The organism is Actinoplanes awajinensis subsp. mycoplanecinus (assembly GCF_001509495.1).
In the GTDB taxonomy this organism is placed as follows: domain Bacteria; phylum Actinomycetota; class Actinomycetes; order Mycobacteriales; family Micromonosporaceae; genus Actinoplanes; species Actinoplanes palleronii.
Genome location: NZ_LLZH01000283.1, coordinates 39,600 through 54,978, shown reverse-complemented (window position 1 = coordinate 54,978; position 15,379 = coordinate 39,600). Strand labels below are relative to the sequence as shown.

Below are 15,379 nucleotides of genomic sequence, written 5' to 3'. Positions count from 1 at the left end.
CAGGGGTGCCTCGCGGGCAGCGAGACACCCCTCACGACCAGCCGGGGTGGGGAGGCGCGGGGCGGTCCGGGGTGGCTGCGGTCTCGCGTGGCCTCACGGGCGGGACGTGGCTCGTAGCCTACGGACGGGCGCTCCATGTTCGTACCGTGAAAGGGCGGACCGCAGGGGCGCGGACCTGGGCGGGACAGCGGTCCGGTGGTGGCTACCGGTGGGTACAGTGCGCGCCATGATCGAGGACGGGATTCCGGCGTTCGGGCTGCTGGTGTCGGCGTTTCTGGTGCTGGTGCCGGCCGGGGTGGGCCTCTTCATGATCTACCGGGGGCTGCGGCACTGGAACCGGGCGCGGCGGCTGATCGCGACCGGGGAGCGGGCGGTGGCCGTCGTGCTCGACAACGCGGTCGAGTCGCACAGTCACGGCCGGATGAGCTTCCTCCCGGTGGTCACGTTCCGCACTCAGCTCGGCCGTGAGGTACGCACGGTGATCGCCGAGAAGCGCAGCAACCTGTCGCACGTGCCCGGCACGCAGCACACGGTGGCCTTCGACCCGGAGCAGCCGGAGCGGGCCGTGCCGATCGACGGGCAGGGCGCCGGTATGGCCGGAGCGGTGATCGTGGGGGCGATCTTCCTGCTCTTCGCGGGTGTCGCGTTCTTCATGACCAGCCTGATCTTCCTGTCGCCGGACAGCCCGGTCTTCGACGACGGCACGTTCGGCGACTTCCCCGGCACCTTCCCCTGAGTCGTCGCGAGGAGGATTCAGCTCACCCGCAGCGGTGAATGAACCCGCTCCGCACCGCTCACGCCGATTACAGTCCGAGGGGTGGTCGACGGCGACAGCGAACCCCCGTCCCGCGGAGGCGTCCCCGGCTGGCTACGCCGCCGGCGGCACCCGCGACTGTCCGGCACGCTGCGTGTCCGCGGCCCGCTCGGCCACGACGTGACGATCCCGTTGCGCAGCCGGGCCGCCGTTCTCACCCGCAACGGTTCCGGGCTGCCCGGCCACGGCGACGTCTGGGCGGTGCACACCGACCCGCAGGCCACCGCGGTCAGCCTGATGATCAGTTACGGTCGCACCGACGATCCGGCCGACCGGCAGACCGGGCTCTGCCCACCCGGCGCGACCATCACCCTGGCCGGGACCAGGTTCACCTGGAACCGCCCGGCCACCGGTGAGACGCCGGTCCCGCCCGCCGCCGCGATCCCCCGGCCGCGCACCGGCAACGGCGCTCCGGCAGCGGGCCACGAGCCGGGGGCGAATCGCAACACCCGCGCCCCGTTCCCGCGGGCCGGCAACGCCCGACCGGCGCCGGTCGGGCTCCGCCGGCGGGTCCGGGCGATGGTCCGCGAGATCACCGGCCGCTGAGCGAACGGACGATCAGCGGCCGCTGAGGGACCGGGCGGCGATCAGCCGCCGATACGCCTCGAACGCGGGCTTCGGCGTGTAGTCGTCGCGCAGCAACCCGAGCTGGAAGACCGGCTCGACACCGCCGGAATCCGCGTCCCGCAGCGCGTGGTACTCATACACCTCGATGGCCAGCCGCTCGGCGAGCCCGGCGACGATCCCGACCACCAGCTCCAGCACCTCCACCTGACGTTCCGCGCTCCGGCCCGGCCCGGTCCCCCAGCCGTGCTCGGTGATGTGCAGCGGCAGCGTCGCCGGGAGGCCGGCCGCGGCCAGGCTCGACTCCCGGAGGCCCGGCGGATGGCCGGGGCCGCGTTCGACGTGCTGGAGAAGGGGCTTCCGGCGTACGCGGTACGGCGTACGACGAAAGCCCCTTGACCGGAAGTTATTGCCGGCCCGGGCGATGCTCCCAGCCACGCCCGGGCCGGCGGGCCGCGCCATCCCCCTGACCCGCTCTCAAAGGCGGGGGAAAGCGGCAACCCGAGAGGGCGCATCACGTTCTGTTCGGCACCGGCCGCTCGCTGCCGCGACGGCCGGTTACGGATGCGTCCCCGGGTGGATCAGGACTTGACGCCCGGGTTGCCGTAATAGGCGCCCGGGCCGTGCTTGCGTTTGAAGTGCCGTTCCTGCAGGTGCTGCGGCGTGAACGCGGCCGGGTTGAGCGCCAGCGTCTTGATCGCCATGTCGGCGACCGCCTCGACGATGATCGCGTGCTCGACCGACTTCTTCGGGCTGACGCCCCAGGTGAACGGGCCGTGGTTGGCGACCAGCGCCGCGGGCATGGCGGCCGCGGCCTCGTCGTCACCGATCAGCTCGATGATCACCTGACCGGTGTTGAACTCGTAGTCGTTCGCGCACTCCTCGGGGGTGAGCCCCCGGGTCACCGGCACCGGGCCGTTGAACGTGTCGGCGTGCGTGGTGCCGAGCAGCGGGATGTCCCGGTCGGCCTGCGCGAACGCGACCGCGTTGGCCGAGTGCGTGTGGGTGATGCCGCCGATCGAGGGCCAGGCCAGGTAGAACGCGCGGTGTGACTCGGTGTCGACCGAGGGCCGCAGGTCACCACCGAGCACCTTGCCGGTCGCCAGGTCGATCGGGACGAGCATGTCGGGGGTGAGATCGTCGTACGACACCCCGGACGGCTTGATCAGGAAGAGCCCGGCCTCACGGTCGACGCCGCTGACGTTGCCCCAGGTGAGCTGGGCCAGTCCGGCCTTCGGGATGATCTGGTTGGCCAGCCACACGTCCTGGCGCAGGGCTTGCGATCCGATCGTCACGATGCCGCTTCCTTCCACCCGGTTGTTAGCGCTAACTATAGGTGATCACGGGCTCGTGGTGAACTGGCTTGTGAGCGTGAACACCGAGGGTTACCGCAGGGTGGCGACCTCTGCGGCGACCCGCTCACGCAGCGTATCCGGCAGCGGTGCGTATCCGGCCCTCGACGCGGCAGCCTGACCCGCCGGACTCGCCGCGTGGGCCAGGAAACCGCGGGCCACCGCCGAGGCGCCGGTGCGGCACACCACCTCGTACGTCACCTGCACGAGCGGGTAGGCACCACCGTACAGATCCGGGTAGTTCACCTCGAGCCGTAGATCGCCGGTGCTTCTCGCGGACGCGACGGCGGTCGCCGCGGCCTGGTCGGTGGGCGCGGCGAAGTCGCCCCGCGCGTCGCCGACCAGGGCCATGGCCAGCTCGTTCACCCGGGCGTAGGAGGCCTCGGCGTAGCCGATCGCGCCGTCGGTGCGGGCGATCGCCGCGGCCAGCCGGTCGCTGCCGGACCGGGCCAGACCGCCCGGGGCCGGCCAGGCGCTGCCCGGCGGATAGGGCCAGTCCGCCCGGGCCGCGCCGGCCAGGAAACGGGTGAAGTTCGCGGTGGTCCCCGAGCTGTCCTCGCGGTGCACCGGGCGGATCGGGGTGGCCGGCAGCACCAGGCCCGGGTTGTCGGCGGCGATCGCCTTGTCGCTCCAGGTGGTGACCTTGCCGTTGAAGATCTTCGCGATGGTGGCCGGGGTCAGCCGCAGATCGGCGACGCCGGCGACGTTGTAGGCGAGCGCGATCGGGCCGATCACCAGGGGCAGGTGCGCGGCCGGGGCGCCGCCGCAGCGGGTGGTGGCGGTGGTCTGTTCGGTTTCGGTCAGCGGGGCGTCGGTGCCGGCGAAGTCACCGGTGCCGGCCAGGAACGCGCGCACGCCCGCGCCGGAGCCGGTGCTGTCGTACCCGACGGCCGCCTCCGCGCAGGCGATCTGGTACTGGCGGATCCACTCGTTGATCGCGTTGGCCTGGGCCGAGGAGCCCTGGCCGCTCGCCGCACCCGTCGCGCACGGTACCGGGGCGGCGGACTCGGCGGGCTCGTCACAACCGGTCAGCAGCAGGAGGAAGGTGGCCAGGGCGGCCACCGGGAGCTTTCTCACGTCGTACCTCTCAGCGGTTGTCGGCATCGACCGTCGGCGCACCGCAAGCGTTCCGCGTCCGTCTCAGCGATATTCCGCGAGGCGTCGGCGGACGCCGAGCGGGACCAGCAGGATCACCAGACCGAGAACCACCAGGGGGATGCCGGTCCAGCCGCGCAGCGTGCGTTCCGCGCCGCGCAACGCCCGGTCAAAACCCTGCTTCCGTACGTCGGTGACCGCGCCCACCTCCGCGTCGAAGTACGCGAAGTCGAACGCCGCGTCGCCCCGGCGGATGCCGGTCAGCGCCTCCACCGCCTCGCCGGTGCGACCAGAATCAGTCAGCTGCAGCACCTTCTCGTGATCGCGCCGGTAGGCCTGCCAGCGGCGCAGCGCCTCGTCCCCGGCCAGCGCGCCGACGCCCGGCCCGTCGCAGCCCTCGCCGGTCACGCAGCCGGACTTGCCGGCGAACCCGTCCCGGTAGAGCGCCAGGTTGCCGCTGACCAGGTACCGGCTGGTGTCCGCGGCGGCGTCGTACCCGACGGCGCGCAACCGGGACAGCTCCAGATAGGGGTTCAGGTCAGCGGCGCGGCCGTCGGTCATCCGGGTGGCCTGCGCGGACAGCACGACGACCGGGGCGACCGTGATCAGCAGGCTGAGCCCGGTCGCGGCGAGCAGCGCCGGGTTCCAGGACCGGCGGAACCGGCGGGCCAGCCAGACCTGCAGCACGACCAGGAGGGCGAGCAGCGTGCCGCCGAGCAGCACCGCCAGGGTCAGGCCGACGGATTCGGTGACCCGTTTGGCGGAATACGCCTCGTCGAGGCGGGTGGTGGCGGTGTCCCGGAGTTGCTGGGCGGCCGGGAGCAGGCGAAGGTGAAGGATATTGGTGGCCTGGGTGAAATAGCCGAGGGCGTCCGGCGGCAATGCACCCGCGGCGCCCTTTTCCCCGGCGGCGAGGGTCTGACCGATGCGCTGGTGATAAACGGCCAGTCCGTCCAGGAGATCGACCGGCGCCGCGCTGCTCATCAGCAGTCGCAGGTCGGCGTCGACCTGCCGGGACCGGGACCGGTAGGCGCCCAGGGCGTCCACCCGGGTCCCGGCCAGCGCGTCCGCGTCGCCGGTCAGCAACAGCCGGGTGACCTGCGCGTCCATGTCGCTGAGCGCGAAGTAGAGGTCGGCCGCGGTGGCCGCCTGGGGCGCCGCCTCCCGGCCGATGATCCGGACCTGGTCCTGCACCCGGGCCATCACCAGACCGGTCGCGGCGAGCAGGGCGGCGGCCGCGGTCACCACGAGCGCCGACCAGAGGCGCAGACGGGCGGGGGTTTCGTTCCTTGTCGCTTCCCGGAGCGCTGACACGCGGGTCACGGTAATCCACTACCGCAATTCTCCGAAATCACGTTCTCGCGTTCATCTCACGTTTCTCGCGTGTCATTCTTCGCTTAATCCTTTGTATTTCCGGAACCGGCGAGAGCCGCATAGATCACCGGATCGTGGGCGGAGAGCAGGGTCAGGTCCGGCTCGGCGCGCTGATGAAGGTCGGCCAGCCGGGCGTGGTTGGCCCGGACCATGGCCCGGTCGAAGGCGACCCCGGTCTCGGCCAGGCGCAGACCCAGCGGTACGCGGTCGCCGGTCAGCGTGCCCCGGTGGTAGAAGGCGTCACCGCAGTGCAGCAACCAGCGGGAACCGGTGTCGACGGCCACCGCGGCGTGTCCCCGGGTGTGGCCGGGCAGCGCGACCAGGACGAAACCCGGAGCGATCCCGGTCAGCTCCTTCGCGGCCGCGAACCCGCGCCACCTCTCCCCGGCCGGGGTGTGCTCGACCAGGTCGGGGCCGTGCGCCCACTGCACCGCGCGGAACCGGCGGCGCTCCTGAGCGGTCGAGGGACGCAGCGCGCCCTGCACCTCGGCCGCGGTGACGTGCACCTTGGCGTGCGGGAAGTCGGCCAGGCCACCGATGTGGTCGAAGTCGAAGTGGGTGACCACGATGTGCCGGACGTCCTCGATCCGGAACCCCAGCCGCTCGACCTGGGCGGCCGCGGTCTCCGCCGGGGCCAGCACCGGGCGCAGCAGGTGCCGGGGCGGGCCGAGACGGGTGGCCGGGTCGGCGAGGTCGGCCCGCCCGAACCCGGTGTCGACGAGCACCAGGCCGGCGTCGCTCTCGGCCAGCAGCACGTGGCAGACCAGATCACCGCCGGGGACGCGCATGGTGCCGCAGTTGAGGTGATGGACCCGCACGTCGTTCTCGCTCTCCCGGTGGGCCTGGTTTCCGGGTCATCCTCGCTTGACCCTGCCCCAGGGGCAAGGTTCAGCCTGGTTCCGGGTCCTCGAACGGGCCGGCCGCCCTGCTCTCTCGCAGGGCGGCCGGGTGACGGTGGGAGCGGGTGGGGTCAGTGGTGGGTGGGGTGGTGCGCCGGGCGGCGGGCGGCGTCGTGCCGCCGCAGCTGCGTCGGGTCGGGCAGGCCGTGTGCGGCCGAGAGGCCGTCCGGCTGCTGCAGCAGGTGTCCCTCGGCGACCAGGTCGGCCAGCAGGCCGGTCAGGCGGGCGTCGAGGTCGGTGGACCGCCGGGCCGACCAGCCGTAGAGCCGGGTGACCGCGGCCAGCAGGTCGTCGACCGGCAGCATCCCGCCGTCGATCACCAGGTTCTCGCAGGCGACGACGAGCTCGGCGTCGGAGACCTGGTCGGCCTTGCGGGCCACGCCGTCGGCCCGCTGCCGGACCACCGGGAAGGCCTGGTCGGGGTCGCCGACGAAGGTGCCGTCCCAGGCCACCCCGGCCTCCTCGATCGCGGCCTCGATCGCGACCCGGGCCGGGCGGGTGATCCGGGCCAGGCTCCACTCCTCCCGCATCCGTTGCAGGGCGACGCTGATGTGCACCGGCCCCTCGATCTCGGCCAGCCGCCGCACCGCGGCGATCAGCTCGGGCCGCAGGGCCGGGTCGGTGAGGACCGCATCCGGCGGCAGCGGCGCCAGGTCCGCCTTCCGGTAGGGCTGGGCCCACTCGTCGGCGTGCGACGACCGCGGTTCCGCGGTCGTCTCCGGCTCGTGATGCGTCCAGCCGGGCGGGGCGGCCATCGTCTCCTCGAACTCGGCGACCGCAACCGCGATGTCCGGCTGCCCTTCCAGTGCCTGGTACCACGCCTGCCGGTGGAGGTCCTCGCCGGCGCGCAGCGTCTGCTCGGCCACCGTCGCCGCGGCGTCGGCCAGATCCGGGTCGAGGTTGGCCGACTCGGCCAGCTCGGCGCGGATCTGCGAGATGGCCCCGAGCCGGTCGACCGGTTCGGCGGTCTCGTGCAGCCCGGCCAGGAACTGCGCGGCGGCCGCGGCCAGCTCCTCGGTGCTGACGCCGAACCGGGCGGCGACCTCGGTGAGGTCCTCCCGGCTGGCGGCGGTCTGATCGGCGGGAGTGGCGGTGGGCCACTCGATCAGGGTGGGGATGCTCTCCGGCTCGGCCGGCGCCTCACGCTCCTCGTGACGGCCCGCCGATCCTTCCCGCTCCTCGTGACGGCCGATCGGTTGCTCCCGCTCCTCGTGGCGGCCGGTCGGTTCTTCCTGGGCGGCGGGTGCGTCGGAGCGCAGGGTGGAGGGCCATTGCAGGGACGTCTCCGACTCGGGCCGGGTGGCCGACGGCCACGCGACCGGCGAGACCCGCCGCCGGCCGGTCCCGGCTGGCTCGTCGCGGGCGGCCGAGGGCCACTCGATCGGCGACGCGTGCCGGCCGACGGTCTCGGCGGGCTCGTCGCGGGCGGCCGTGGGCCACTCGATCGACGCGGCGTGCCGGCCGGCGGGCCGCTCGGCGGTCGCGGAGGGCCAGGTCACCGTGGAGACGGGCGGCGCGTCGGCGGCCTGGTTGACGGTGGCCCAGGTGTCGTCGGCCGCGGGCTCGGTGCGGTTCGCCGTGGGCCAGGTGACGGTGGAGACCGTCGGCTGGTGTGCGGTGGGTTCGGGTTCCTGGTCGCGGGTCACGGCGGCGGGCTGCCGCTCGTCGGCGTTCCTCGGGGCGGCGGTGGGCCACACGAAGCGGTCCGGGTCCTCGGCACGGACTGTGGTGGAGGCGGGCCAGCCGGGGCTCTCGCCCTGGTCGGTGCGGAGCTGGGCGACCGCGGTCTCCAGGTTCGCGCCCAGGTAGGCCTCGGCGGCCGCGAGCTCCTCCGCGCCGGCCTGGGCCGCGGCGAACTGCGCCGAGAGCCGGACCAGCCGGTCGTGCCCGGCCGGGACAGTGTCCTCCTCGAGGATCTCGGTGCGGACCGGTTCGGCGTGCGATGCCCACGGATCCTCGGTCGGAACGGCCGCAGCGCGAACGAGCGGCGGCTCGTCGTGATCGGAATCGGCCACCAGATCGGCGTCGTGGATCTCGGTGGAGAACCCGCCGGCGACGGTCGGCGACGGGTCCGTGATCCGGGGACCGTCGGTGGCGTGGGCGGCGGCCAGGTCGGCCTCGGCGGACGCCTCGGCCTCGGCCAGCCCGACGTCGTCGGCGTCGGTCCAGGCGTGGAGGTGCGCGGGCTCGACGATCTCCGGGAGGTCGCCGGGCGGGGCCGCTGCGGGCGCCGCCGAGACTCCGGAGACCGCGGCGGCCAGCTCCTCGACGGAGATCGGCTCCCGCTCGACCCGCTCGGGCTCCGGCCCGCTCGAGCCCTGGGCCGGGGCGAAACCGGCCCCGGACCCCTGCTCGGCCGAGCCCCGGGCGGGGGCGAAGGCGGCCGCGCTCATGTCGTAGGTGAAAGCGGTGACGGTCTCGGCAGCCCGATCGCCGTAACCGGCGGCGTAGCCCTCCGCGGCCTCCGCGACCGGGTACTCCGCGGCGCCCTCGGGCGCCGGCGACACCGGCGCGATCTCCTCCGCCGCATCGGCGGTGGCGACCGTCAGCTCCGGCGCCTCCTCGTCCGGCAGTGCCGCGAACGCGGCCTCGATCGCCACCCGCAGGCGGGTCTCCTCGCCGGCCCGGTCCAGGTACCAGGCGGTCCCCCAGACCCGGTGCAGCGTCCAGCCGAGCCCGTCGAGCAGCTGCTCGCGCAGCCGATCCCGGTCCCGGGCGGTCGGCGCCGAGTCGTAGGACGTGCCGTCGCACTCGATGCCCAGCGCGTACGGGGCGTTGCGCCGCGACGAGCGGGGCACCGCCAGGTCGATCCGGAACGCGCCGGCGCCGACCCGGGAGTTCACCCGGTATCCCCAGCCGCGGATGACGTCGCGCACCGAGTCCTCGAACGGGGTCTGCGACTCCTCGGACTGCGGTTGCTCCTCCAGGCCGAGCGCCGGGATCCCCCGGGCGGCGTAGTCCAAGTACTCGCCCAGGCGCCGCAGGCTGTCGTCGCCGTCCGCCAGGTCACGGGCCCGGACCGCGGAGACCACCTCGATGCGCCGGCGGGCGCGGGTGATCGCCACGTTGAGCCGGCGCCAGCCGTCCGGGCCGCGCAGGCCGCCCAGCTCGCTGCCGATCGCGAAGATCACCACGTCGCGCTCGTCGCCCTGGACGACGTCCAGGTCCTTGATGAAGAAGCCGCGCAGCCGGTCGTCCTCGGGCGGGACGACCATGTCCGCGACCGCGTTCTCGATCTCGTAGGCGTCCTCCGGCGTGCACACCACCACGCCGAGGCTCAGGTCCGGCCGGGTCACCAGGTGGTGCGCGATCCGGGTGGCGACCAGATCGGCCATCGACTGGTCACCGGTGGCCGGGTACAACTGCACGCCGCGGTCCGGGCCGGACGGCGCCCAGGCCGGGAACGTGTTGAGCCGCCCCTGGTAGAACGCGTGGTTGGCGAAGGCGATCAGCGACTCGTCGCGGCTGCGGTAGTGCGTGGTCAGGTCGATCGTACGGAACGCCCCGCAGCTCAGGGCCAGCTCCAGGATCGAGCGCGGGTCGCCGCCGGGGATCGGGGTGGCGGTGAGCTGCCGGTCGTCGCCGCAGACCACCAGGGCGTTGCCCCGGTAGACGCAGGTGATCGCGTCCGGCACCGGCACCCGGGAGGCCTCGTCGATGATCACGACGTCGAAGGCCAGGTTGATCGGGAGCAGCCGGCTCACGTCGGCCGGCGACATCACCAGGCACGGCTTGACCGCCATGGTGGCGTGCGTGGTCCGGGCCAGCAGCTCCCGGACCGGCAGGCGCCGGCCCTGATGGGCGGCGGACGCCCGGAGCAGGGCGGCCTCGCCGGCCGCCGACTCGGCCGGCTGGAGCGCGTCGACGGCGTTCATCACCTCGGCCGCGGCGGCGCGCTGCAGCAGCGCGTCCCAGTGCCGGAACTCCTCGACCAGCCGGTCCCGGGCCACTGCGTCGAGCGGGGACAACCGGTCGTCGTCCCGGATGATCGTGTCGGCCCAGGCCTGGAAGAGCGACCGGCCGAGCACCGGCAGGATCTGCTCGACGGCCAGGTCCTCGCGGGCGCAGAAGTCGACGACCGCGTCCAGGCCGTGCTCGGCGAGCACCGCGCGGGCCGACTGGTGGTCGAACCACTCCTGCTGGCCGCGACTGTCCTCGAGGAGCTCGCGGATCAGCTCGCGGGCGGACTCCCGCTCGTCCAGGGCGGCGCCGAGACCGGGATGCCGGCTCGGCGCGAAGGCCCGCAGGATCCAGTCCCGGGTGGCCTGCCACTCGGTGACCCGGGCCGGCAGGCTGTCGCTGGGCCGGCTCCGGCCGAGCGCCGCAGCCTGCTCGGCGGTGAACGCGATGTCCGCGCCGTTGCGGACCCGGCGGGCCTCGGACGTCCAGGCCATCGCGGCGGCGAGCGCCTCCACGTCGGTCTGGTGGCCGCGGTACGCGGCGCCGAGCACGGTGGCGTACTCCTTGGCGTTGGCCGTCAGCGCCGCGGCCGCCTCCGACGCGCTCTCCCGCAGCAGGCCGATCGAGGCCGCCTCGGCGAGGGTGAAGTCCCGGCTGGCCGCCGCGCTGTACGCCTGGACCAGCTCGGCCACCGCGGTGAACGGCTCGACGTGGGCGCGCAGCCAGGTGACCGCGTCGTGGATCGGGCCGGCGCCGAGCTGGGGCCGGGGCGCGGGCTCGGGGGCCGGACGCAGCGCGGCCGTCCACCTGTCGAACTCCTTGCCTGCCTCGCCGACGATCCGGATGATCGCGCTGTTCGGGGTCGGCGCGCAGATCCGCTCGATGATCGAGGGCAGCGCCTCCGGCGGGGTGACCTTCAGGGTCTCCTCGGCGGTGGCCAGCGCCCGCTCCAGCGCCTCGAAGTCGGTGTCCTGCCGCTGCCAGTGCCGGCCGAGGATGCCGGCCTGCTCGGCCTCGGCCTCGTCCAGCTCCTGCAGGGCGCGCTTCCAGGCCGCGGCCGCGTTCAGGTTGGCGACCGCCTGGGAGCGTTTGACGTCCGGCCGGGCGATCTCCGCGGCCGCCTTCTTGTCCCGCCGGTAGTGCGCCCCGAGCTTGCGGATGCCCTTGTGCTCGTGGGCGAACCGCTCGGCCAGCTCGTCCACCGGCTCGGCCAGGGCCTCCTCGCTGAAGTGCTCGCGGGCCCGGGTCTCGGCGGCCTTCACCACGTTGACCACGCGCCGCAGGTTCCGCGCCGCGGCGTGCGCGGCGGTCGTGCCCAGGTTGTCGAACCAGGCCGGTTCCGGCTTGTCCGGCCGGGCCAGCAGGTCGACGATGGCGGCCAGCCGGGCCAGGTCGGTGAACGCGACCACGTTGGGCAGCCCGAGCCGGGCGGTGACCCGGTCCAGGCTGTGCTGGTGCTGCTCGATCCGGTCGGCCTCGTCGGCGAAGCGCCGGGCCAGGCCCCGCGCCTGCGCGGCGGTGAGCGGCAGCAACTCGACCGCCGGCGGCTTGAGCTGGGCCAGGCTGGGGATCATCGGCAGCTTGCCGGGTGCCGGCAGCGTGCTCCAGGTGACCCCGGTCCGGGTACGGACCGCCTCCTCGGCCTGGTTCAGCGTCTTCAGGTGCCGCAGCAGCCCTTCGGCGGCCCGGGCCACCGGCTCCAGGCTGGGCATGGTGAGCCACTCGTCGGCGGCCTCGGCCGGCCGCCGGGCGGCGTGCCCGACCAGCGTGGTCAGGGTGATCGCCTCAGCGATCGTGCCGATCAGGAACGCCTCGGCCAGCGGGTCCCGCTCGATCGCCTCGGCCAAGTGGTCCAGGGCGGCCTGCGCCTGGTGCAGCCGGGCGTCCAGGCGGTTGTGATCGATCACGTCGCGCCAGAGGAAGTCCTCGCCCTCCCGGGCCGGGCGCCAGGCCCGGCCGAGGCGTTCGGCGGCGTCCCGGACCCGCTGCAACGACTGGGTGGTGAGCGGGATCAGCAGCTCCGCCGGGGCCGGCGCCTGCGGCACGTCGGTCATCTGCGCGCACATGCCGAGCACGTCGTGCAGGCGGTGGCCGAGCGGTTCGCGGACCTCGTTCATCGCCTCGGCGTAGGCGTTGAGCCGCTGCCGGTGGTCGCGCAGCGCCGCGCGTTCGTCGGTGGACAGGTCCGGCGGCGGCAGCGGGATGAAGTCCAGCGCCGCGGCCAGGGCGGCCGCCACGTGGTCCCGGCCGGTCCGGCCGCTGTGCAGCTCGAGCAGGTAGTCGTCGAGCCCGAGCGGGGTGAGCCGGTCCCGGACGGTGTCCAGGGCGGCGGCCTTCTCGGCGACGAACAGCACCCGCCGGCCGGCGTGCATCAGCCCGGCGATCATGTTGGCGATCGTCTGCGACTTGCCGGTGCCGGGCGCGCCCCGCATCACGAAGGTGCGGCCCTGCAGCGCGGCACTGACACAGGCCCGCTGCGCGGCGTCGGCGTCGAGCACCAGCGGCACGTCGTCCGGGGGGGCCACCTCGTCGATCCGGCGACCGGCGACCACCTCGAACTTGAACGCGTCCGGCTGCGCCTCGGGGGTGCTGGCCAGCGCCCGGATCACCGGGTGGGCGAGGATCTGCCGCTCGTGGTCGAGCAGGTCGGTGTACATCACCTCGCGGTGCACGTTGAACCGGGTGAGCAGCACCGCCTCGTCGGAGTGCCAGTCCGGGTGGTCGCCGAGAGCGGCGTCCAGCCGGGCCCAGAACACCGTGACGTCCAGCGCCGCCAGGCTGTCCACCGCGGGCAGCTCGATGTGGTGCCGGCGCAGGCAGATGTCCAGCGCCGGGTTCACGATCGGATCCTCGGCGCGGGCCCGCAGCCGGGGATAGTCCTGCGGATCCGGGGTCACCAGGTCGACCGGGATCAGCAGGATCGGGCTGACGTGCTCGTTCCCGCCGTCCCGCCAGCTGACCGTGCCCAGGCCCAGATAGAGCGTGGCTACGCCCTGTTCCAGCAGGTCACGACGTGCGGAGCGCCGGAGCTCCCGCAGCGTGGTGTCCATCTCCGCGTCGGCCATCGCGGTCTGGAAGACGTGCGCGGCCCGTGGCCGCGGACCTTCCGCCTGTTCCTCGACCCCCAGGAAGCCGCACTCGCGACCCTGCTGGAGCGCCTCGACGATACTGCGCGGCGAGGGGCTGACGATCTCCACCACACCAGGCGCCGTAGTCCGCACGTCGATCAGCGGATTCGCGCCGGTCAGATCCAGCAGCCCATCCCGCCACTGTTCGAGTGTCGCCCGTACCCGGGCATCAGGCCGCCCGGTCAACCCGTCCGATTGATCCCACCGCATTTTTCCATTCCAGCAAGGCGACGGGCCGCATGGTGGCGTTTTTTCGGGTTAATCCGACGTTTCGCTCGGATCGGACCAACTTGGCGACACACCCGCCCCACCCGCCCCAAATCAGTCCCAGGTCGGGACCCACCACTGCCAGCCGGAGGGTGCGAGCGGCCACGCGGCCTCCGGTCGCCAGCCCTCCGGCGGGTACCACCCGTCCGGCGGGGTCGGCCAGCCCGGCGGCACCTGGAACTTGACGCCGGTGGGCGCGACCGGGATCGGCGGGTGCCGGTTCGGGTCGGGCGCGGGCGACACCGGCGCGGAGCCGGTGACCGTGGCGGCGTGCTGCTTCATCACGGCGCTGAGCGCCGGGATCACCGTGGTCTCGGCGATCTCGCCGGAGCCGCCGAACAGGCCGGTCGGCTGCCCGCCGCCGGCCGGACTCACCGGCGCGTTGCCACCGAACTGGCCACCGGCCGGGCTCACCGGGCGATTGCCGTCGAACAGCTGCCCACCGGCCGGGCTGACCGGGCGGTTGCCGTCGAACGACGGCCCACCGGACGGGCTGGTCGGGCGGTTGCCGTCGAACGACTGCCCACCGGACGGGCTGGTCGGGCGGTTGCCGTCGAACGACGACCCACCGGACGGGCTGACCGGCACGCTGCCGTCGAACAGCCCGACCGGTTGCCCGCCGCTCGGGCCGACCGGTTGCCCGCCGCTCGGGCCGGCCAGTTGCCCGCTGCTCGGGCCGGACGACAGCCCGCTGCCCGGGCCGACCTGGCGGCTGCTGTCGAACAGGCCGGTGGGCTGCCCACTCGGAGCGCTCCCACCGAACTGCCCCGGCGATCCGCCGAGCTGGCCGGACGATCCACCGGCCGGGCTGGCCGGCATGGTGCCGCCGGGCATCGGCGAGGTCGGCACGCCCGGGATCGGGTGGGCCGGGACGCCGGGGACGACCTGCTCCTCGGGCGCCGGGGTCTTGCCGGCGATCGTCGGCACCGGGCCGCTGACCGAGGCCGCCCAGCTCGGCACCGGGCCGCTGGCCTGCACCCAGCTCGGCACCAGCTCACTGCGGTCCATCCAGGTGGGCTGCGCGTCGCTGGGCGCGGACGCCCAGGTCGGCACGGCGTCGCTGGTGGCCATCCAGCTCGGCACCGCGGAGGTGCCGGCGGCCGGCAGGTCCGGGCCGGTCGACGTGGCGAGGACCGGGGTGGTGGTGGCCGGCGGCGAGACCGGTGCGACCCGCCCGCTGGTGGCGAGCCGGGCGGCCGGGCCGGCCACGCTCTCCGGCAGGTCCTGGACCCGGGCGACGTAGAGCAGCACCTCGGTCTTGTTGACGTTGCTCTTGACGATGGCGCGGGCCGCGACGACCAGGCCCCGCTCGGACTGGTACCGCAGCACCGGGGTCAGCTCGACGCTCATCTTCGGGCTCAGGTCACCGACCCGGATGTCACCGAGGCGCACCTCGACCAGGTGGTCGGCCATCTCGTGCAGGGTCACGTACGCCCAGCACTCGCCCTCCGGCCGCTGGAACGGGGCCAGCGCGTCGGCGTGCCGCTCGTACCCGTTGACCTGCAGGGCGGAGCCGGTCGGCAGCAGCCGGTGCTCCTGGCGGGGCGGGTCGTTGGCCGGCACGATCATGTGCGGCTCGGCCAGGTCGAGGCGGATGGTGCCGACGAAGGCGGGCGGGCGGCCGTCGTACTCGCCCCACTCCCGGCCGTGGATCTGGGCGTTCACCTCGGGGACCAGGTTGCGCTTGGTCAGCGCGGTGAGGACGTGCACGTACCGGGCGGCCTCGGGGCGCGGCAGGTGGCCGAGCAGCGCGTTACCGGACCAGACACCGACGGCGTTGCGATCGTGGCGATTGCTGCGGTCGGGTATCAGCTGGACCGGTACGGTCAGGTCGGTTCCCTGTGGGTTGAAGTCGCCGTTGAACAGCGCTCGTATCGCCTTGGCGTAGTGAGTCTCGCCGACGACCTCGGCACTTGCCCAGCCCGCTTGTCCCCAGAGTTGGAACCGATTTGCCACACGCGAACGCTAGTGTCTGCTTTCCGTCAG

General features: G+C 73.8%; 9 protein-coding genes. 2 read left to right on the top strand and 7 right to left on the bottom strand.

All coding sequences use genetic code 11. The features are described 5' to 3' along the window. The first annotated feature begins 226 nt into the window (after positions 1-226). Both ADL15_RS30210 and ADL15_RS30205 read left to right on the top strand, forming a co-directional pair. Positions 227-736: a DUF3592 domain-containing protein gene (locus ADL15_RS30210; RefSeq protein ID WP_067698264.1), complete on the top strand. Its 510-nt coding sequence runs from the start codon at positions 227-229 to the stop codon at positions 734-736. Positions 737-817: 81 nt separating this feature from the next. Next, a complete protein-coding gene (locus tag ADL15_RS30205) occupies positions 818-1,360 on the top strand; it encodes a hypothetical protein (RefSeq protein WP_067698262.1) in 543 nt (180 codons plus the stop codon). A gap of 12 nt (positions 1,361-1,372) precedes the next feature. Here ADL15_RS30205 and ADL15_RS53335 read toward each other — a convergent pair whose 3' ends face one another. The 7 genes from ADL15_RS53335 to ADL15_RS30170 form a co-directional block, all read right to left on the bottom strand. Continuing rightward, the gene (locus ADL15_RS53335) at positions 1,373-1,840 is read right to left on the bottom strand and encodes a hypothetical protein (RefSeq protein ID WP_157441690.1); all 468 of its coding nucleotides are present in this window, start codon (positions 1,838-1,840) and stop codon (positions 1,373-1,375) included. 119 nt (positions 1,841-1,959) lie between these two features. Next, the gene (araD, locus tag ADL15_RS30195) at positions 1,960-2,673 is read right to left on the bottom strand and encodes an L-ribulose-5-phosphate 4-epimerase AraD (RefSeq protein WP_083971924.1); all 714 of its coding nucleotides are present in this window, start codon (positions 2,671-2,673) and stop codon (positions 1,960-1,962) included. A gap of 90 nt (positions 2,674-2,763) precedes the next feature. Continuing rightward, a complete protein-coding gene (pstS, locus tag ADL15_RS30190) occupies positions 2,764-3,807 on the bottom strand; it encodes a phosphate ABC transporter substrate-binding protein PstS (protein WP_232344507.1) in 1,044 nt (347 codons plus the stop codon). Between the two features lie 63 nt (positions 3,808-3,870). Continuing rightward, the gene (locus tag ADL15_RS30185) at positions 3,871-5,139 is read right to left on the bottom strand and encodes a hypothetical protein (RefSeq protein WP_157441689.1); all 1,269 of its coding nucleotides are present in this window, start codon (positions 5,137-5,139) and stop codon (positions 3,871-3,873) included. Positions 5,140-5,222: 83 nt separating this feature from the next. Then, on the bottom strand, positions 5,223-6,017 hold the full coding sequence (locus ADL15_RS30180; RefSeq protein WP_067698252.1) for an MBL fold metallo-hydrolase: 795 nt from the start codon (positions 6,015-6,017) through the stop codon (positions 5,223-5,225). Between the two features lie 152 nt (positions 6,018-6,169). Further along, positions 6,170-13,336 carry a DUF4011 domain-containing protein gene (locus tag ADL15_RS30175; protein ID WP_067698250.1) on the bottom strand — a complete coding sequence of 2,389 codons (7,167 nt, stop codon included), beginning with the start codon at positions 13,334-13,336 and terminating at the stop codon, positions 6,170-6,172. A 111-nt stretch (positions 13,337-13,447) separates the two neighbouring features. After that, entirely contained in the window at positions 13,448-15,349 is a 1,902-nt protein-coding gene (locus ADL15_RS30170; RefSeq protein ID WP_067698248.1) for a hypothetical protein, read from the bottom strand. Positions 15,350-15,379 lie beyond the last annotated feature (30 nt).

What these genes read in the sequence shown, in the direction of transcription:
- ADL15_RS30210 (WP_067698264.1), top strand. Translation starts at nt 227, where the DNA reads ATGATCGAGGACGGGATTCCGGCGTTCGGGCTGCTGGTGTCGGCGTTT.
- ADL15_RS53335 (WP_157441690.1), bottom strand. Translation starts at nt 1,840, where the DNA reads ATGGCGCGGCCCGCCGGCCCGGGCGTGGCTGGGAGCATCGCCCGGGCC.
- ADL15_RS30175 (WP_067698250.1), bottom strand. Translation starts at nt 13,336, where the DNA reads ATGCGGTGGGATCAATCGGACGGGTTGACCGGGCGGCCTGATGCCCGG.